Origin of the sequence: Leptospira andrefontaineae (genome assembly GCF_004770105.1) — a bacterium.
Lineage (GTDB): Bacteria > Spirochaetota > Leptospiria > Leptospirales > Leptospiraceae > Leptospira_B > Leptospira_B andrefontaineae.
The window spans coordinates 415142-431402 of sequence record NZ_RQEY01000018.1 but is presented as its reverse complement, the minus strand read 5'-3'; the positions used below and the strand labels follow the sequence as shown (position 1 = coordinate 431402).

14 protein-coding genes are annotated in these 16261 nt (G+C 38.3%); 7 read left to right on the top strand and 7 right to left on the bottom strand.

Annotated elements, in window-relative coordinates:
- Positions 1-4: 4 nt before the first annotated feature.
- Genes EHO65_RS13655 through EHO65_RS13635 form a run of 5 tightly spaced genes read right to left on the bottom strand, consistent with a single transcriptional unit; the run spans position 5 to position 4502 of the window.
- Positions 5-1096: a heavy metal-binding domain-containing protein gene (locus EHO65_RS13655; protein WP_135775140.1), complete on the bottom strand. Its 1092-nt coding sequence runs from the start codon at positions 1094-1096 to the stop codon at positions 5-7.
- Positions 1083-1532, bottom strand: a complete 450-nt coding sequence (locus EHO65_RS13650; RefSeq protein WP_135775139.1) for an LIC13259/LIC11441 family protein — start codon at positions 1530-1532, stop codon at positions 1083-1085. The genes EHO65_RS13655 and EHO65_RS13650 overlap by 14 nt, the downstream gene beginning before the upstream one ends.
- A 10-nt stretch (positions 1533-1542) precedes the next feature.
- A complete protein-coding gene (locus EHO65_RS13645) occupies positions 1543-2913 on the bottom strand; it encodes a TolC family protein (RefSeq protein WP_135775138.1) in 1371 nt (456 codons plus the stop codon).
- 35 nt (positions 2914-2948) lie between these two features.
- On the bottom strand, positions 2949-3368 hold the full coding sequence (locus EHO65_RS13640) for a hypothetical protein (RefSeq protein ID WP_135775137.1): 420 nt from the start codon (positions 3366-3368) through the stop codon (positions 2949-2951).
- Between the two features lie 48 nt (positions 3369-3416).
- Positions 3417-4502, bottom strand: coding sequence for a PHP domain-containing protein (locus tag EHO65_RS13635; protein WP_135775136.1), 1086 nt, complete (start codon positions 4500-4502; stop codon positions 3417-3419).
- A gap of 174 nt (positions 4503-4676) precedes the next feature.
- Between EHO65_RS13635 and EHO65_RS13630 the strand changes: the two genes are divergently transcribed.
- Positions 4677-5708 carry a glycosyltransferase family 2 protein gene (locus EHO65_RS13630; RefSeq protein ID WP_244243531.1) on the top strand — a complete coding sequence of 344 codons (1032 nt, stop codon included), beginning with the start codon at positions 4677-4679 and terminating at the stop codon, positions 5706-5708.
- 190 nt (positions 5709-5898) lie between these two features.
- On the opposite strand, the gene EHO65_RS13625 is transcribed toward EHO65_RS13630, so the two are convergent.
- Both EHO65_RS13625 and EHO65_RS13620 read right to left on the bottom strand, forming a co-directional pair.
- Complete coding sequence (locus EHO65_RS13625) at positions 5899-7530, bottom strand: ArnT family glycosyltransferase (RefSeq protein ID WP_135775135.1); 1632 nt, start codon at positions 7528-7530, stop codon at positions 5899-5901.
- 335 nt (positions 7531-7865) lie between these two features.
- A complete protein-coding gene (locus EHO65_RS13620; protein WP_010515586.1) occupies positions 7866-8714 on the bottom strand; it encodes a flagellin N-terminal helical domain-containing protein in 849 nt (282 codons plus the stop codon).
- A gap of 242 nt (positions 8715-8956) precedes the next feature.
- On the opposite strand from EHO65_RS13620, the gene ispH reads away from it, so the two are divergent.
- The 6 genes from ispH (at position 8957) to EHO65_RS13590 (ending at position 16253) form a co-directional block, all read left to right on the top strand.
- The gene (gene ispH, locus EHO65_RS13615; RefSeq protein ID WP_135775134.1) at positions 8957-9895 is read left to right on the top strand and encodes a 4-hydroxy-3-methylbut-2-enyl diphosphate reductase; all 939 of its coding nucleotides are present in this window, start codon (positions 8957-8959) and stop codon (positions 9893-9895) included.
- Between the two features lie 132 nt (positions 9896-10027).
- Positions 10028-12106, top strand: a complete 2079-nt coding sequence (locus tag EHO65_RS13610; RefSeq protein ID WP_135775133.1) for a PAS domain-containing sensor histidine kinase — start codon at positions 10028-10030, stop codon at positions 12104-12106.
- Positions 12099-13370 (top strand): ATP-binding response regulator, encoded by a 1272-nt coding sequence (locus tag EHO65_RS13605; protein ID WP_135775132.1) that lies wholly within the window; start codon positions 12099-12101, stop codon positions 13368-13370. The genes EHO65_RS13610 and EHO65_RS13605 overlap by 8 nt, the downstream gene beginning before the upstream one ends.
- Before the next feature lie 19 nt (positions 13371-13389).
- Positions 13390-13752 carry a response regulator gene (locus tag EHO65_RS13600; protein WP_008591692.1) on the top strand — a complete coding sequence of 121 codons (363 nt, stop codon included), beginning with the start codon at positions 13390-13392 and terminating at the stop codon, positions 13750-13752.
- Positions 13753-13764: 12 nt separating this feature from the next.
- Entirely contained in the window at positions 13765-14148 is a 384-nt protein-coding gene (locus EHO65_RS13595; RefSeq protein ID WP_135775131.1) for an STAS domain-containing protein, read from the top strand.
- Complete coding sequence (locus EHO65_RS13590) at positions 14148-16253, top strand: chemotaxis protein CheA (RefSeq protein WP_135775233.1); 2106 nt, start codon at positions 14148-14150, stop codon at positions 16251-16253. Before EHO65_RS13595 ends, EHO65_RS13590 begins: the two co-directional genes overlap by 1 nt.
- Positions 16254-16261 lie beyond the last annotated feature (8 nt).

Below are 16261 nucleotides of genomic sequence, written 5' to 3'. Positions count from 1 at the left end.
TTCCTTAATGAGCATGAGAATCGGAGCTGAATCTGATCTTTGCTTCCGAATCGATCAGAAAGGTGGACTCAGTCACAACTCTTTGTTCTTCTTTTAGCCCGGATAAAATTTCTACCCAAGGTTCTATATTCTTACCCGTTTGGACGGAAACCGCTTGAAATCTATCGGGTGCAGTTTGCACATAAGCGATCTTTTGTTTTCCAGTATCCAAAATCGCAGAAGTTGGAACAGACAATACTTTCGGAAGTGAAACTTCTATCATTGCATCCCCGAACATTTGAGGTTTTAGAAGTTGGCCTGGATCTGAAACTTCGCTACGAAGCCTAAGTGTGCGGTTATTCTTATCCAAAATCACATCTATACTTTTGATCTTTCCGCTGAATTCTTTCTCAGGATATACATCCGTTTTGAATTTAATAGGAAGCCCTACTTTAGCCGTAGTAAAATCAGATTCATATATCTGAGAATAAATATGTGCTCTACCCGATTTTCCTCCTAAGATCAGCTCGGACGGATCTCTTGCGCCGGAAGTCCAGACTCGGATCTGATCCTGACTTAAACCTAATTGCCTTAGCCTTAGTTGCAGATTTCGAATGATCTCAGGAGAAAGAAATTCAGAAGAACGAACCGCTTCTTTATATTCGCTTAATGCGGAATATAATTCTGGATCATATGCAACGCTAGAATAGGCGCTGATCTTTTTGACCAGGTTCCTTCTGCCCACTAATTCCGTTTTAATACCAATTGACTGTTGTTTTTCGAAAGAAAGAATTAACTCTTTGGAATTGTTTTCGGAAGAAGTTTCAGACTGATGAGAAGAATGATCCTCTTCGGCAGATTTAGATTCCGATAGCTGCAAAGAATTGTTTACATTTGTGTGGTCCTTATGTTCGGAAGGATCTTGTTTTTTAACCAAATCCATATTGCAGATCGGACAGTTCCCGGGACGATCAGAAGTGTAATGGGGATGCATCGGACAATAGTAGATGTCCTTTTTAGAAGAACAGTCTGCTATAAAAGCCGCGACTATCAAAACGGCTAAAAGTTTTCCGAGTAATCCTGCAGAAAAATAAGTAGAAAGATCATTTGGCTTCATTGACGATCTCTCCGCAATTTTTCATTTTAGAATCGTATGGATTTTTGATCTCTTTACCGGAAGCCAGCCATTTCTTTTTAAGCATTGGACAATAAAAAACGGAAACTCCGGATTTATCGTGATGGCCAACAATCGATTCCAATTCTTTAGATAATCGTTCGAATAATTCCCTCTTTTTAGAAAGTTCCGTAGTTTTACCCAATTCTTCTGCAATCGGTAAAGCTTTCCTAAATTTTTCAGTATCCTTCTTATGATCCGCATCTTCTTTCAAAAATTGTACCAGTTTTTGTACATCTATATTCCCTGCAGTTTCGGAATAGATTGAAGAATGGATCTTGGCAACTTCTCTCAGAACGAACGTTTCCTTTCCTTCATGAGAAAATAGATCTCCTGTGGTCAGGATGAGAATTAAAAATAGATAATGTAGTTTCTTCATTTGTTTAACCTTAGTTATGTTTATCATGTTCCGGAGTTTTGTTATCTTTATAGATAAAACTTAGAAGTTTCAATGTATTCAAAATAGATTCGTTCTTACGTTCTTTTAGATCTTCTAAACGTATTTTCGTGTTTAGGATCTCTGTTTGAGCAAGAAGTGTATCCTGAACGTTTACCTTTCCTGAGGCATATTGAAATGAACCTGCTCTCGCAGATTTTTCCAGTTCCGGGATCAGTCTTTTTTCTACCAAACGAATTTGGTTAGAAACTCCTTTGATAAAAGCCAGATTTCTGTTCAATTCGGAAAGCATTTGCACTCTTGTTTTTTCTACGGAGTCTTTACCTACTTCTGCAAGATGTTCCGTTTCCCCAGTGATCGAGTTCCACTTGAGAGCGGACCAAACCGGAACTTTCATATTCATTCCAAAACTAAAAAGATCTCCTCTATATTCGGTTGTATCCATAAGCCCGTAATTTAAAGGCCCTTGGTCCAATGCGAAGGTTTGGGATCTACGTTTCATGTAGGAGAAAAAAACTTCTGTTTGGGGGGCAAGAGAATACTTAGTAAGTTTTGCCTGTTCCTTTAAACGTTTTTCTTCTTCTGCTTGGATCTTATATTCTGGTGAATCTTCGATCAACGAAGTTTGAGCAACAATCAGCGCTTCTAATTCGTCATTTTTATTTTCTAAAAATGAATCCAAATCTATAGAATATAGATCGGAGAAGGTAATTTTATCAGAAATCTGATAGTATTCGAGCTGAGACTTCAGGTCTTTCAATTGGGTCGTATATTCTGTTTCTTTTTCAATTGCTTCCGTTTTGGCAACAGTAGCCTTTAATACTCCCGATAAAGTGTTTTCCCCATACGAATATGAGTTTTCACTAATGGACTTTTGGGCACCAAGTAGGGTCAATATTCTCTCGTTGATTGCCTTCTTCTTTTCAGAATATTTATATTTGTTCAATCGACTAAAAAAATCTCCCAAGATCCGATTCACTCCTGCTTGATAAGCAAAGTTTGACTCAGTTTGCATAAGTTTTGAGATTCTTTTTTCGGTACTCAATTTTCCCGGGAAAGGAAACTCTTGGGATACGGATAATTCTATCCCAGTCATTGTAGGTGTATCCAAAGCTCGGTCTGAAGTAGAATAACCTCCTCGAGTAGGATAATTCCTGAATGCGACTCCTATTTTAGGATCCGGTAATATACCGGTTGCATCGGAATGGGATTTATGAGCCTGGGTAAGTCCAGCTAATGATTTGGATTCAGGATGTTCTTTTACTAATACATCCAATATTTCTTCCAGACTCTTTTTTTCCGCATTTATAGCGGATGAAAATAATGTATAAATTGATATTAAGACAATAAGTCTTGCGTTCATATTTCCTCCTAAAGATTAAAGGGAGAAAATATGGATTAAATAAGGAAAACTTGAAGAGTGCTTAAGCTAAAAGAATGAGAAGACGGGATTGGAATATAAGAATCGTCCAGGATGACGTTTTCTAATACGATCTGCGGAGAATTCAGTTCCGAAATAAACAAAAAGATTAGGACTTTATTTAATCCTAATTTTTCCCAATTCAAAAGTTTAGAAAGATCCAAAGAAGCAATAGTATTCTCTTTAGGACAACATTCCTTGGAAGAGGATTCACTCTTTTGTTCTGATTTTTCGGATTTATGGCAGGGAGGAACTTTAGAAGTTTCCTTTTGTTTTCCGAGATAGGACATACTGACCGGACAATTTCCAGTCAGGCTATAAACGGATATACAAGCGATTTGGAGAAGAAACCCAATCGCTAATATTGACCCGATTGCCTTTTTAGATACTAAACGCATGGCCTTTCTCTATCTGACTGTATAATTTCTGAAAAAGTCAAGGAAATTCTAATGTTTCTGAAAAAACGGATTACTCAGAATGATTGCAGTTGGATAGATCACCTGCACTCTCACATATAGATCCGTAGGTTTCAGTCTATAAGAACCCTTATTTTGATAAGAAGTATGAGAAAGGATTTCTGAATTTTGTCCAATGAAGTCAACGCTGATAGGAGTATCCTCGAAATCAAAATGGATCTCATTTTCCGAATTAAGTCCTAAAGGACCTAGTTTAGGTTCCGCTAAACTTCTTTCCATCTTGCGAACACAGAGATAATTTCCTTCTTTCAGGGAACGAAGAATTTCTTTTTCGTCCAGGCTATCCGTATTTACAAGAAGGTATCTCATTAAAGATTCCCCTTCCTGTTTATAAATTTCAGAACTTAGGTCTCTCCAGTTTGGAATTCCGGAAGTTTTAACTCTTAAGTATTCTTCTCTCGGAAGATAATGTAAATCGTCGGAAGCCATGCAGAAAGAAGGATGTTTTTCACTTAATAATTTATCCCAAAATTTAGGAATATCACCAAAAGGGCTCATCACTTCTAACGCATCGTATTCTTTTAATTGAGTTAAAAGTTTTAAAGGAAATGATTCATTCAAGAGTGGATGATTGATCACTACGAAACCGTTTTTAGATTCGAGTTTATCGATCACCCATTGTAGGTTTTCCGGATCTGCGTAAAGAGGAAATAGATCGTAACTTGCGTCTTCTAACCCTAACACACTGAAATGTCTTTTTCTAAGATTAGTTCCCCACTCAAATCCTTTGATCTGAGCAAGTTTTGGAGAATCTGGACTGGTAACCCTTTCATAATCGGTGAAGCCTAAAATTTTATAACCATTTGCTGCGTAGACTGTTTCGATCTCTTCCGGAGAATTTCTGCCAGGAGTGAACCAAGTACGATTGGTATGTAAATGTATCCCAGTCTTTTGAAATTTAAGATTGGTATTTCTTTTGTATGGATTGGAATATTTCTCCCAATTGACAGACGACCTAAAAGTCTCACTTCTGAAAATCGCCCAGGTGAGCAAATTTCCGAGTAATAAAACCCCGAGAAAGATAGAAACTAAGAAGATTATCCTACTTCTTTTCATTCTATCGCTAGTACATAAATTAGGCTCCCAGCGAAAACTAGAATTCTGCATTTAGAATGTTACAACTTGTATACGATTTCAAATACGGATTGTTTTGGATTCATCGATCTGTAACAGAGAGGAAGCAAATTCTGGATGCTTCTACAAGTAAACATATACGAACTCTCTTTTAGAATGAAACTTTTTCGTCTCGTACTGGTCCTTCCCGCATATAATGAAGAACTTACAATAGAAAAAACCATTTTGGAATTTTATAAGGAGATTCCAAATGCATATTTTGTTATCGTAGATAATAACTCCAAGGATCGGACCTCTGAGATTTCTAAGAACGTTTTAGCGGAACATTCGATCTCGGGGGAAGTAATCTTCGAAAGAAGGCAAGGAAAAGCAAATGCTATTAGAACTGCATTCACAAAGGTTGATGCGGAAATTTATATCATGTGCGATGCGGACCTGACATACCCTGCTTCCAAAATTCATTCTATGTTACAAACTTTAAAGGAAAAAGATTTGGACATGCTCGTGGGAGATCGTTTGAGTGAAGGAGATTACGGAAGGGAGAATAAGAGAAGATTTCATTCTACTGGAAACAAACTCGTTCTTACATTGATCAACTTTTTATTCGGAACAAAACTTAAAGATCCGATGAGCGGTTACAGAGTATTCTCTCGAAGATTTGTAAAAAATTATCCAATCTTAACATCCGGTTTCGAAATTGAAATCGAAATGACCTTACATGCTTTGGATAAAAGGTTTAGATTCGAAGAAATTTCCATTCCTTATAAAGATAGACCTGCTGGAAGTTTTTCCAAATTGAATACCATTCGAGATGGATATAAGGTAGTGAAGAATATATTATGGATCTTTAAAGATTATAAACCGATGCATTTTTTTGGGTTTTTTTCAGTGATTTCGGGGATTTTATCCCTAATTGCAGGAACTCCTCCGGTTATAGATTATATTGAATACAAATATGTGTATCATGTTCCTCTGGCTGTGCTCGCAACAGGCTTGATGTTATTTTCTTGGATACAAATAGCGATCGGACTCGTTTTACATACGGTATCTAAAATCCAAAGAACGAATTTTGAATTGAGATTGATCCGTTTCGAAATGGAAGCCTCATCTCGAAAACAGATGATCATTCCTAGTGTTCTACCGAGAAATGATGAAAATAAGAAGACGATTGCGAGCGGGAAGATTTAAATTTCTGTAGGAACTCCAACGGGGGATGGATCGCCCCCACCCTGAATCTTGGGTGGTGGGGAGTGGCCAGTGGGAGAACCGCCATCCTATATATCACATAATGGCCTCTTTCGCAATCTAAATCTTACACTTAAAAATTTGGAACGTAGATTCCGTATTCCTCTGTCCATTTCATGCAGACATTCATTCGTTACTTGGGAGAAGAGTCCAAAAGCACAATTCCACTTTCAGCAGAAATTTCCCGGAAACTTCTCTCTGGATATGTTAACACTAACTCAAATATACTATTTCGATTGCATATAATAGAAAGTTTTTCCTTGGAATCCAATAGTAATGTTTCGTCTTTGAATTTATAACTTCCCATCATATGGATTTTCTTTTCCCTATAGAACATAGGATAGAAGGAAAGATATTTATAATATACGATTGGATTTCCCGACTTCTCCGCTTTATCATAAAGACGGAGATTTCCATCTTGCAGAAATGAAATGATCTTAGGAGTGATCGTAGATGATAAAGCTCCAATAAAGAGCAACATGGAAACCCAGGAAGAAACAAGGAAAAGATTTTTTCCTTCTTCCTTTCCTTTTCTGAATAATTGTAGGCCAACAAATCCGGCCAGAATTCCTAATAGTAGAACGAATCCAGCAGACGAATCCCATAAATTGAAAGATGGTATTAGCTCTTTTCCGATCCCCATGGATGAACTAGAATATTCCGAAATCTGAGGTAGAAGTAGAAAGATAACACCTACAACCAAACCAATTCCCAAAAAGGAAAATGAGAATGTACTCGATCTCAAGATCCCAGGTTTTTCTAAGATCAGGGATGCAGAAAAGAAGGATAAAGGAAAATAAATGGAAGAAGAATAATGAGGTAATTTGGTCTGTACAATCGAAAAGATAAGTAGAACAACTCCCAACCAAACTACAAAATACCGGGAAATTCTGGAAATTTTAGGATCAGCAAACATTCTCCAGTTCTTTGCTGCCGGGAAGAGCAGCACTGTCCATGGGAAAAATCCAATAAACATTACGATAAAATGATAAAACCAAGGCCCGGTATGCGATTCTAAAGACTTGGTCAGTAGTTTCTTTTGGAAATCGAAAAATTGGACCAGGAATTCATTTCCGTATAATATATAGTTTGTGAGATAATAAAAACTTAATACAGCTATAGAAACTAAGCCGAACAAAACAAAATCGAAGACCCTGATCTTAAAGTTTCTATCTAAGAGCCTATTTACACCAAATATAAAAAGTGGAATGGCTAAACCTAAAGGACCTTTTGTCAAAACAGCGACTCCGCCAAAGAATGCTGCCGAGATGATCCAGATCGCTCTTGAACGAAAATCCCCCTTCTCCTTTGTTTCATATATATACAAAGAAAGGACAGAAGCTAAAATGAATGTATTGAATAGATGATCTATATAGGCAGTTCTGGAAAGTAAAAGAGGCAAAAGAGAAGCTGAATATAATAATGCCCAAACATATCCGAACTTTTTTGAATGTAAAAGAGTTCCAAACCGGACTAAGATTAAAAAGGAAAGTATTCCGCTAAAAACGGAAGGAAGTCTTGTTGAAAATTCCGAAAGTCCAAAAATTTTATAAAATAGATTCGTTAGCCAAAAGAAGAATGGAGGTTTTTCACTGAACGTTTGCCCGTTTACTTGGATCTTAAAATATTCTCCCGTCTCCAGCATAGATTTCGACGCTGCACCGTAAATATTCTCATCCCAATCGATAAGAGAAAAACTTCCTAAGCCAAATAGTAACAAACTCAGATAAACAAGAATTGTAAGAGGTAAAAACCAATTTCGCATTAACAAACGAATCTTCCTTGGAAGTGGTAACTTCCCTATTCCAGAAAAAGAAACGAAAGCACCTCTGCATTCTAAAACTAAAAATCAGGATTCGCGTTCAGTTACAAATCGGATAAAAATTCAGGCTTGGTTTGGATCTTGCGGGTTATATTACAGCTTATACAATGAGGATAAAAAAAAGCCTAACTTTCGCTTACGAGAAGTTAGGCTTCAGAGTCGTACGGCGATTTATAATAAATATAAATCCGTGGTCCCGTCGAAAGAACCAACATTAGCTTAAAGCCAGCTCCCCTGCCGGAATACTACCTAGTCAAACCGGCAGGTTAGCTATTGAATTACTTCAATAGCTGGAGCACGGTTTGCGGTTTCATGTTCGCCTGAGCGAGCATCGCAGTAGCAGCTTGAGTCAGAATTTGATATCTGGTAAAGCTGGTCATTTGCTCAGCCATATCAGTGTCACGAATTCTCGATTCAGCCGCTTGGATGTTCTCATAAGCGTTCATGAGTCCCTTAGCAGCATGTTCCAGACGGTTGTAATAAGCTCCCAAGTCAGCTCTTTGTTTAGAAATTAATCTAAGAGCATCGTCAGCAAGTCCGATTACGGAGTTCGCTTTTCCCGCCGTAGAAAGAGAGATGAAAGTCAGAACGGTCGGGTTTCTTAAGCCCAGAGCCGCAGTGTTCATCGTTTCGATATACACTCTTTCTCTTTGGTGCATGTTAGCACCCATGTGGAACCACATACTTGCGGTCGGGTTCAAACGAGCAAAAGCTCCAGTAAGGAGTTTCATTTTGTTGAACTCGGCCTGAGAAGCAATCCTGTCGATCTCGTCGACCAACTGAGATACTTCTACTTGTATTTGTTGACGGTCTTCTTCGGTATAAATACCGTTCGCAGCTTGCACAGCAAGCACACGGATCCTTTGAACAACTTCATGGGTTTCTTGCAGATACCCTTCTGCTGTTTGGATCAAAGACATACCGTCTTCAGTGTTTTGTTCCGCCCTGCGCAAACCTCCAACCTGTGTCCTCATTTTTTCAGACACGGCCAAACCGGATGCATCATCACCTGCACGGTTGATTCTCATACCGGAAGACAACTTTTCGATGTCTTTGTTCATGCTTTCGCTATTGAACTTCAAAGTTCTGTGAGCGAAGATGGCACTGATATTGTGGTTAATAATCATTCGGTTCCTCCTTGAATCCGAATCTCTCCTAAGAGAGAATTTGATTTTCCTAGAGGTCTTCCTTGACCTCTTCCCCTTGAAAATCGGGAAGATCCTGAAATTGGAAGAGATACTTTTTTCTTCCCCGAATAGATAAAAGATCCCTTCCTCCTGATAGTGTATATGTCGCTTTTGCCCTATTGGAGAAGGTTTTCGCACGAAAATGCTTGCCTCTTTCGGGAGGCACCAGAGTCTGAAAGCAGATGCTTGAAAAAATCTATCTAGCGAATCCCCGCGGTTTCTGTGCGGGGGTCAAATACGCAATTTCCTACGTGGAACAGGTCCAGTCGAATTCCGAGGAACAGATCTATGTCCGCAAAGAGATCGTTCATAACCGAAGAGTCGTGGAAGATATGAAAAAAAGAGGCATCAAATTTATTAACGAATTAGGCGAAGCACCGGACGGTTCTACAGTCGTTTTCTCAGCTCATGGAGTTTCTCCGGAAGTGGTAGAAGAAGCAAAACGTAGAGGTATGAAGATCGGGGATGCGACCTGCCCTTTGGTCACCAGAGTTCACAGAAAAGCGCGCAGATATAAAGACTCTCACCAAATCATCTATATTGGTCACCAAGGACATGACGAAGCGATAGGAACTATGGGAGAAGCCCGGATGTTCTTAGTAGAATCCCCTGAAGATGTCCAAAAATTGGTCGGAAGATTGGACGTTAATAAACCAATCACCTATCTTATGCAGACCACCTTATCAGTGGCAGACACCAAACTAGTGGTGGAGAAGATTGCAGAATTATTCCCAAGCGTAGAACACCCAGCCAAAGACGATATCTGCTACGCAACCACAGAAAGACAAGAAGCAGTTTCTTCCATGATGGAAGCGATTGATGCAATGATGGTGATCGGAGCAGATAATAGTTCCAATTCGCTTAGGCTTTTACAATTAGCCCAAAAGTCCAAACCTTCCTCTTTCAAAGTCAGTTCTCTCGAAGAATTAAATAAAGATTATATAGCAAATTCAGGGATCAAGATCCTGGGTATCACTGCTGGAGCTTCCACGCCTCAGATATTGGTGGATGAGATAATTTCTAAACTTATACAATTTTACCCGCAGGCAATTTTGGATCTTTTCCCTGGCTCAAGAGAGGATTCTATGAGCTTCAAATTACCTGCGAATCTTTTGATGTAGTCACTTCGACAAGTTGATTATGTCTCAGATCTCACGAATTTGAATAATTTGCGCCATAATAAGTCATTTTTGTGGAATTTTCCGCTAAAATGGTTGAATTAAGTTTATTTTCGCTTAAATTCTCTGGCCTATATGGTCGGGGAAGATCTACGGTTCGACACAGAAATCGGACTTTTTCAAATTATCGTTTCCCAAACTTCGGACGCAATTCTCGTTACAGACGCTGTTCTAGATGAGACCGGACCATCTATTGTCTTCGTAAATCCAGCATTCTGCGAGCTAACTGGTTATAGAGCCGAGGAGTTGATAGGAGGTTCTCCTAAAATTTTATTTGGCAAAGAAACCGACAGAAGAATATTACAAAATCTTAAAAATTGCTTATTGCGTGGAGACTCCTACTCTTCTTCCACGATTAATTATAAAAAAGACGGTACCAAATATCATTCAGAATGGAAAGTTTCTCCGGTAAAGGACCAAGATGGAAATATTACGAATTTATTATCTATCCAGAGAGATATTAGCGAGAAAATCAGAAGAGAAGAATTAACCGCGAAAAGGCTCAGGTCCGAAATGGGCCTTACCGCGGCTTCTCAGATCTTATTGAACACAACCCATGAAAGTTTTACTATAGAAAGGGCTATCGAACATTTTTTAGTATTGGTAGAGGCTGAAAGGATCTACTTATATAAGAAAACAGCAAACCCGGATGTACTTGCTTTACAAGCGGAGATCAAAAGTCCGTATTCAAGCGCAACTCTTGCTGAAACTTATCCTGAAATTTCACTCTCTACAAAGTTTGCCAGATGGAAACCATACCTTCTCAGAAATGATATAATAGAATTTCGTGCTGCCGATCTTCTTGATTCTGAAAAATCCTTCTACCAAGGAAGAAGGACTGATACTTTCTTTCTATTTCCTATCAGGATGTCCGGAGATTGGTTCGGATTTCTGGGAATGGAATTCTTCCAACATGAATTAGGTCCAGAGGAAAAATTTACCTTTCGCACATTCGTAGACCTTCTAGGTTTCTATCTGGAAAGAATGTCCATCTTAGAAGAGCTAAAGATCCATAAAGAAAATCTAGAAGAAACAGTAATCAAGAGGACCAAAGAACTTTCTGTTCAAAAAGAAAAGGCGGAAGCTGCAAGTACAGCTAAAAGTGATTTTCTCGCCAATATGAGCCATGAACTTCGTACTCCCCTAAATGCGATCATCGGACTTTCAAAATTAATCAAAATCGAAGATGAAAGTTCTAACGATAGAAGATATTTGGATCTGATCCATAAATCAGGATTACATCTATTAGGTTTAATTAATGATATTCTAGAACTTTCAAAACTGAATGCCGGAAAATCCTCCTTCTACTTTTCTGAAATGGATCTTAGAAAGGAATTGGAACAGGTAGTAGAGTTCTTAGAGCCTGAACTTATAAGAAAACATATCCATTTAGTTTGGAATGATACTGAAGAACTTGTTTCTATGATCTGGGGAGACCCAAAACGAATTCGACAGATCTTTTTGAATTTGGTTGGAAACGCAGTTAAATTCACAACAGAACAAGGTTCCATCTATCTTTCAATCAAGAGAGATGGAAAAGATTGGTTAATAGAGATCACAGACACTGGTATTGGTATACCGGAAGCGGACCAGAAAAAGATTTTCGATGCATTCTATCAGGTCAGAAATTCAAAATCCAGAGATACAGAAGGAACCGGACTTGGACTTTCTATCGTTCTAAAGTTAGTGGAGGCACATGGGGGAAGTATTTCCGTCAAAAGCCAACAAGGTATCGGAACGACTTTCTATTTGAATCTTCCCATACTAGAGCAAACTCCCAAACAATTTAAACCGAGGAAAAACTTTGCAGGAGCTTATCCTGACAAATTAAAAAATTTCTGTTTTATTCAATTGGAATTATCCAATCAGAAAAACGCAGAACTTCTCACCCATTTTTTTAAAAAACAAAATCAACCATTACTGTTTAAAGAACTTCGAAAAGATAAGAAGATCGTTCTATTCCAAGATTCTAATTTACCTCTACAGGAAAGAATATCGGAAATTTGGAAAACAATTCTTATTCTTCCGGAAGAAACTCAAGATTTTGAAAAAAAATATTCCAAGGAGAATTTTGACTTCGTTTTATCCCAACCAATCTCCTTGGACGAATTAAAATTAGTATTAGAAGAATTGGCGGACCAAATCCATGACTAACTCTACGAGTTCATTATCCAAAAGTAAACTGGAGAGAAAAAGTATAGTCCGCGATCCAATACTTATAGTCGAGGATAAGTTAGAGAATACGCTGATGCTCGAGGCGCTTTGCGATGAGTTCGGGATACAATACCAATCCGCTTCTAATGGAGAAGAAGCATTGGAGATGGCGAAAGCAAATAAATATTCTTTTTATATAGTCGATCTTATGATGCCTGTTATGGATGGCCCTACTTTCATCCAAAGATTGAAGGAATTCCAACCGGACGCCACCATACTTGTCCAAACCGCAATCGATTCCACTGAGACCGTGATTGAAGTGATGAAGTTGGGTGTATTCGATTATATCATCAAGCCTATCCTTCCAGACCAATTTCATAAAGCTTTGAGTAAGGCTGTGGATTACCGTTTTCTAAAGGCAAGCGAAGCGGCAATTTTAGAAGCGGAAAGTCTAAAACTCAGAAACCAACTAGAATGGCTGACTTATAAGGAAACAAGAAGAAAAGCGGGAGACGAATCCTGGGAAAAATCTTCCATACATTCTTTGCAGACTTCGCTTTCCCAAGGATCGGGGATAGGTGCGATCATCAGTCTTTTGGACATGATCAAGACTGAAATGAAAGAAGATGGTGATAATTATCTAATTAATAAAAGTATGATGAACTTGGTTATCGAAAACCAAGAAATTACCAAAAATCTGCTCAAAGGTCTTACTCAGTTACTAGAGATCATTAATCAAAATCTGGAAAAGAAGAAGATCAAAGCATCCGAATTAGTGGAGAAAATCAAACACTCCGCTGAATTCATCATCCCTTATCTGGAGAAGAAAGGTCTGAGACTTGCTTTGCCTGTTCTGAAAAAAGAAGTGGAGTTGGATATTGAAGTAGATCTCTTCCTTCTCGCTTTGGAGGAAGTGATCTTAAATGCATACAAATACTGCGCCTCCAAAACTTCCTTAGAAGTATTTACCAGTATTAACCAAGGTTATTTCTGCGTAGTCGTAAAGAATATAGTAGATGAAAGACCCTATGGAGGTGTGGACGAAAAACATGAGAGCCTTGTTTTGCAACCATTCTTCCGTATACATCCACCGGTAGAAAGTGTATCCCATTTAGAAAAATTCGGTCTTGGTCTAGGGCTCACTGCAGTAGACCAGATACTCAGAAAGCATAACGGTTTATTCTTTATTCATAATGCAAAGGATCATACCGGCGAACAGGTGCGACTCTGTGTAATGAGCGAATTATTATTACCAATTCAATGAGAATGACAAGAAGGAGAATATGAAAAAAATCTTAATCGTGGATGATTCAGCCGTGTTCCGAAAGATACTTACCCTCCATCTTTCTCAGGCTTCTTTTTCCGTTATAGAAGCAGAAGACGGACTACAAGGTCTGGAGAAATTGAAGGAAGGAAAAGTGGATCTAGTGGTAAGCGACATGAATATGCCGAACATGAACGGTATATCTTTTGTAAAGGCGATCAAAGAAGATTCGAATCATAAATTTGTTCCGATCATCATGCTTACAACTGAATCCCAAGACGAATTGAAAAACGAAGGTTTAAAAGCAGGGGCAAAAGCTTGGCTTACTAAACCTTTTTCTCCGGAAGAACTTTTGAAAACGATCCAGGTTTTACTCGTATAGTCGGGAAATTTTATGTCTTTGGAAATTAAAGTATCTGAACTCGGACAAAAGAATTCCAGACCGATCTTTCATTTGGATCTTTCTGGAGAAGCTTCTATTTATTATGCTTCTGATTGGAAGTTAAAACTTCAATCTCTTTTGGATAAAAATCCGATCCGAATCGAGATAGATACCTCTGCTTTGGAAAAAGTTGATTCAAGTTTTGTTCAGTCCTTAATTTTACTCAAAAAAAATTCCTTACATACATCCTGGGACCTTGCTATTTTAAATCATCCAAACTGTTTATTAGAATATTTTGATTTATATGGGTTGGTCGGATTTTTTCAGGACCGTATCCGAATTTCCAAAAAAGATTCTTCTTCCTTTAAATTTGCTTACGGATTGGAGAAGGTGTGATGGATCTTTCAGAGATCAAAGAAGCATTCATACAAGAATCCCTGGAATTATTATCCGGAGCAGAATTGTATCTTCTTCGGATGGAAAAAGGAGAAATTGATGGAGAAGCAATTCACTCCATGTTCCGCTCTGTCCATACTGTAAAAGGAACCGCAGGAATGTTCGGCTATGAATCCATAGAAGAATGTTCTCACGAGTTAGAAACATTACTTGATTTGGCTAGATCCGGAAAAACGGAATTAGATCCAGCCAAGATAGATTTTCTGCTGAGAGCGATAGATCATTTAAAACGAATTGTAGAAGATCCAATCCCAGGAAAAGAATTAAGCGCAGCACTGGAAGCTGAACATGTAAAGATCATAAGGGAGGCCCAAGCATTTACAGGCAAAACTTCTGAAAAAAAAGAAATTAAAAATCCGGCAAGTGATGTGGCTACTGATAAGTCCGAAAAACCGGGGTCAGTTAACTCTTACTGGCAAATCACATTCTTTCCGGGAGAAAATATATTTAAAGATGGAATGGATCCATTTTCATTTTTGAAATATCTTAGAACAGTCGGAGAGATCCAATACTTATATGTATATAAGACAAAACTACCGGATTGGAATAATTGGGACTCAGAAAATTGTTATTTAGGTTATGAGGTCCAACTCAAGTCAAGTTCGGAAAAAAAGGACTTGGAATCCGTTTTCTCTTTTGTAAAGGATTCTTCGTTTTTAAGAATTATTCCTCCAAATTCTTCCGAAGAATTATTTCATACAATTGCAAACGAGATCCCTTGTAAAAGAGAAGAATATTTCAAGGTTTTGGAATTACAGGGCTTACGTTTTCAAACGTCAAATTCGATCCCTTCTTCAGAAACCTCTAAAGAACAAACACCTTCCAAAAAGTCGGAATTAGAAAAAACACAAACAACTCAAATTGTTCCTAAACTGATACGTATCGACTCTGCGAAAGTAGATCAACTCGTAAATCTTGTAGGAGAATTGATTATCTCTGAGGCAAGTTTAGGACGTTTACTTGCAGATAAGGAAGATTCAGACTTAAACGAATCCGCTGAAATATTATCCAGACTCGTTGGAGAGATCAGAGAAACTGCAATGGCACTTAGAATGGTGCCTATCGGAGAACTGTTTGAAAAGTATAGAAGAACAGTGAGAGATATTTCCTTGGAACTTGGAAAGGAAGTGGATTTCGAAATTTTAGGCGGAGAAACGGAACTAGATCGTTCAGTAATCGAAAAAATAAATGATCCAATCGTTCATATATTAAGAAATGCTTTAGATCATGGAATAGAACCCAGCCAAGAAAGAGCAAATCTTGGAAAATCGCAAAGAGGAAAATTAAAGATCCAAGCCTCTCATTCCACAGGAAGTATTTCGATTGAGATCTCGGACGATGGCAAAGGGATCAACCATGAAAAAATCAGACAGAAGGCAATCGAAAAAGGCCTGATCGATCCTGCCCAAGTATTAAACGAACAAGAAATATTTAATCTTATTTTCCAGCCGGGATTTTCCACTGCAGAATCCGTTACTAGCCTTTCCGGCAGAGGTGTTGGAATGGATGTAGTACTTCGCAATATAGAATCTCTTAGGGGATCAGTGAATGTACAATCCGAATTCGGAAAAGGTTCTGTGTTCTCCATCCGACTTCCTCTTACGCTCGCTATCATAGACGGATTCTTGGTTAGGTCTTGCGATTCTTACTTCGTAGTACCAATGGACTGGGTAAGAGAAACAATGGAGTCTGAATTGCAACTTCTTCCTGAAGAAATTGCAGGTTCCATCAATTTAAGGGGAGAAGTCCTCCCAATTCTTCATTTAGGAAGATTTTTAGGTCTGCCAGATCCGGATGAAGGAAGAAAGAACGTTCTCGTTTTAGAACATGACGGTAGAAATTTTGGGATCCTAGTAAATGATCTATTAGGCGAGATCCAATCTGTAATCAAACCTTTGAATGAAATATTCAAGGGGATCCAATGTATTAGTGGTACCTCCGTTTTAGGGACAGGAAAGATTGCGTTCATTTTGGACGTGCCTGGACTTCATTCCCTACTGAAAATCCAAAGAACCAATCTGAGAGATAGAACATTCGCACGTTGAGCGAATAT

Excerpts from the sequence above, each read along its gene's own strand:
- EHO65_RS13630 (WP_244243531.1), top strand. The coding sequence starts at position 4,677 with ATGAAACTTTTTCGTCTCGTACTGGTCCTTCCCGCATATAATGAAGAA.
- EHO65_RS13650 (WP_135775139.1), bottom strand. The coding sequence starts at position 1,532 with ATGAAGAAACTACATTATCTATTTTTAATTCTCATCCTGACCACAGGA.
- EHO65_RS13595 (WP_135775131.1), top strand. The coding sequence starts at position 13,765 with ATGTCTTTGGAAATTAAAGTATCTGAACTCGGACAAAAGAATTCCAGA.
- EHO65_RS13620 (WP_010515586.1), bottom strand. The coding sequence starts at position 8,714 with ATGATTATTAACCACAATATCAGTGCCATCTTCGCTCACAGAACTTTG.
- EHO65_RS13605 (WP_135775132.1), top strand. The coding sequence starts at position 12,099 with ATGACTAACTCTACGAGTTCATTATCCAAAAGTAAACTGGAGAGAAAA.
- EHO65_RS13635 (WP_135775136.1), bottom strand. The coding sequence starts at position 4,502 with ATGAAAAGAAGTAGGATAATCTTCTTAGTTTCTATCTTTCTCGGGGTT.
- EHO65_RS13625 (WP_135775135.1), bottom strand. The coding sequence starts at position 7,530 with ATGCGAAATTGGTTTTTACCTCTTACAATTCTTGTTTATCTGAGTTTG.
- EHO65_RS13590 (WP_135775233.1), top strand. The coding sequence starts at position 14,148 with ATGGATCTTTCAGAGATCAAAGAAGCATTCATACAAGAATCCCTGGAA.
- EHO65_RS13610 (WP_135775133.1), top strand. The coding sequence starts at position 10,028 with ATGGTCGGGGAAGATCTACGGTTCGACACAGAAATCGGACTTTTTCAA.
- EHO65_RS13645 (WP_135775138.1), bottom strand. The coding sequence starts at position 2,913 with ATGAACGCAAGACTTATTGTCTTAATATCAATTTATACATTATTTTCA.
- EHO65_RS13655 (WP_135775140.1), bottom strand. The coding sequence starts at position 1,096 with ATGAAGCCAAATGATCTTTCTACTTATTTTTCTGCAGGATTACTCGGA.
- EHO65_RS13600 (WP_008591692.1), top strand. The coding sequence starts at position 13,390 with ATGAAAAAAATCTTAATCGTGGATGATTCAGCCGTGTTCCGAAAGATA.
- EHO65_RS13640 (WP_135775137.1), bottom strand. The coding sequence starts at position 3,368 with ATGCGTTTAGTATCTAAAAAGGCAATCGGGTCAATATTAGCGATTGGG.
- ispH (WP_135775134.1), top strand. The coding sequence starts at position 8,957 with ATGCTTGAAAAAATCTATCTAGCGAATCCCCGCGGTTTCTGTGCGGGG.